1 protein-coding gene is annotated in these 2,581 nt (G+C 71.7%); it reads right to left on the reverse strand.

All coding sequences use genetic code 11. The features are described 5' to 3' along the window. The coding region (locus ASG51_RS17360) for an SdrD B-like domain-containing protein (protein ID WP_200941357.1) at positions 1 to 2,581 on the reverse strand (2,581 nt) is incomplete at both ends.

Raw genomic sequence — 2,581 nt, forward strand, 5'->3', positions numbered from 1 at the left:
GCCCGCTGTCCGCGATGGACTGGACCGCGATCGGGCCCGCCTGGGTGACGGCCTGGGAGACGGCGAGGCCGCGGGGGTCGACCCAGAGGGGCAGGTCGTTGTCGTCGTAGATGGCGGCGCCGATGCCGGGCTGTCCGGGCAGGGCGATGCGGGCGCCGCCCCATCCGTAGAACAGTTCGGTGGCGGCGGGGACGTCGCGGTCGAAGGTGAGGCGCATATGGCTGGCGTCGACGAGCTCGGCCCTGGTGGCGAGCGCCTGGCTGGCGGCGGCGTTCCAGTCGGCGCGCAGGCTCCAGCCGGTGCCGGCGGCGGCGACGCTGCCGAGGGCCTTCAGGGACGTGGCCTGGTCGAACGCGACGGTGAGCAGGAGCTGGTCGGGGGCGCCGGCCACGCGCTCGGCGCGCACGACCCGGGGGCCGTCGTTGTCGATGTCGCCGGAGGCGAGCGCCAGGGGCGAGCCCGGCAGCGCCGAGGCCCGGAACGTCTCGGCGATCGACAGGGCGACGCGGGAGAAGATCTGCGCGCCGTCGGCCCGGTCGACGTGGAGGTCGCCGGGCTTTGAGGGGAAGCCGCTGGCGTTCACGTCCATGTCGACGTCGCTGGCCTGGCGCGCGGCGTAGCCGGCGTTGAAGCCCTTGTCCTCGGCGAGCTCGGCCTGCCCGACCCGGATGGTCTGGTTGTTGACGGACTGATTGACCGTCGTCTGTCCGACGAAGGGAATGGCGTTGACGAACAGGTAGGGGACGGTGCCGGCGTCCTGGCCGAGCACGCCGCGCACGAGGCCGGCCTCGTAGCGGGCCGCGCTCTCCCACATGGCGGGCGTGATCCCGTCGAACTGGCTGTCGTTCTCGTTGTGCAGCCAGACCACGGCGGTGGGCGCGGCCTGCTGGCTCGCCGGCAGCTTGCCGATGGCGCTGAGCAGTCCGAGTTCGCGGAACGTCGCGTTCCAGCCCTGGGTGTAGTCGCCGTTGACCGGGGTCAGCCAGTCGGTGAGCATTCCGGTGCCCGGCCATTCGGTCAGCGCGCCGTCCTTCGTCGCGTCGACGTTGGTGGCGACGACGTTGACCTTCTGGTTGACGCCGTCGAAGCCGAGCAGGGTCTGGATCTGCGTCTGCATCAGGGCCATGTCGCCGTAGCGGCTGGGGAAATAAGTGTTCGACTGGCCGCGCACGATGACGTTGAGGGTGGTCGAGGCCGGGATCGCGCCGGTGTGGTCGGTCACCGGATCGGCCTTGAATCCGGCGTCGAGTTGCGTCGCGCTCTGGCCGGCGGTGAGACTGCCGGAGGACAGCGACGTCGCGGTCGAACCCTTCAGGCCCTGCGGCGTCGCCGCCACGACCTCGTAGGTCCCGGCGTTCAGGCCGCGGAAGCTGTACGCGCCGTTCCGATCCGTCACGGTGGTGTCGACGGCGTAGCCTGCGGCGTTGAGGACCACGACGTCGACCCCGGCGAGGCCGGCATCTCCGGGATCCTGCCGTCCGTTGCCGTCGGCGTCGGCATACATCGTGCCCGACAGGGAGACGGACGTCGCGACGTCCCGGGTGCTGAACAGCGAGGAGGCGAGCGTCGCGCCGCTTCCGACGCTCTTGAATAGCGTCTCGGGGCCGGTCACGGCCTTGCCGCCGGGGGCGACGGCCTCGACGTAGTAGTTGCCCGGCGTGAGGTTGGCGAAGCTGTAGATGCCGTCCTTGCTCGGGGACGCCGGATCGCCCGTCCGGGTGACGGTCGTGGCGACGGTGCGGCCCGACGCATCGAAGAGCGTGATCGCGACGCCGTTGATCGACGCCTCGCCGCGGTCGAGCTTTCCATTGCCGTTGGCGTCATCGTAGGCCAGGCCGACGATGCTGCCGAGCTTGTAGAAGCCTTCGTCCAGCGGCGTCGTGGTGTCGTTGGCCGCCGTCACGTTCGTGACGAGGGTCTTGCCACCCGCGACGGCCGTTCCGGCCTCGGCGATGTAACCCGTGCCGCCGGGCGTGAAGCGCACCGCGTAGGAGCCCGCCGCGAGATTGGCGAAGCTGTAGCCGCCGGTGGCGTCCGAAATCGTCGTGGCGAGGGGGGCGCCGCTTCCGTCGGCGGCGAGCAGCTCGACGCCGAACCCGGCCAGGCCGCCGTCGTTGGGATCGCGGGTCCGGTTGGCGTTCGTGTCGGAGAAGACGGTGCCGGCCAGGGTGGCGTTCCTGGCGGGATCCGGAGGCGCCACCGTGAAGCTGAAGCTGCGCGTCGTCGCGTTGCCGGCGGCGTCCGTCGCGGTGGCGGTGAGGGTGTGGGGGCCGAGGCCGAAGGTCTGGCCCGAGGCGACCACCGTCGTGCCCTCGCGGAACGTCACCGGGTCGGTGCCGTCGACCCCGTCCGTGGCGGTGGCGGCGAAGGTCACGGCGGCCCCGGCGGCGGAGGTCGCCTGGATGGTGACCGCCGGAATCTGGGTCAGGGCCAGGGACGGGGCGGTGGTGTCGATGGTGAGGGTGCCGGGCATGGCCGTTGTGAATCCGGCCAGGGTGACGGGGCTGCCGTCGGTCCCGGCCAGGGTGGCGTTGGTCAGGTCGATGCCGGTGACGGCCAGGTCCTGCGCGGTCTGGCCGGG

Source organism: Methylobacterium sp. Leaf465 (assembly GCF_001424705.1).
In the GTDB taxonomy this organism is placed as follows: domain Bacteria; phylum Pseudomonadota; class Alphaproteobacteria; order Rhizobiales; family Beijerinckiaceae; genus Methylobacterium.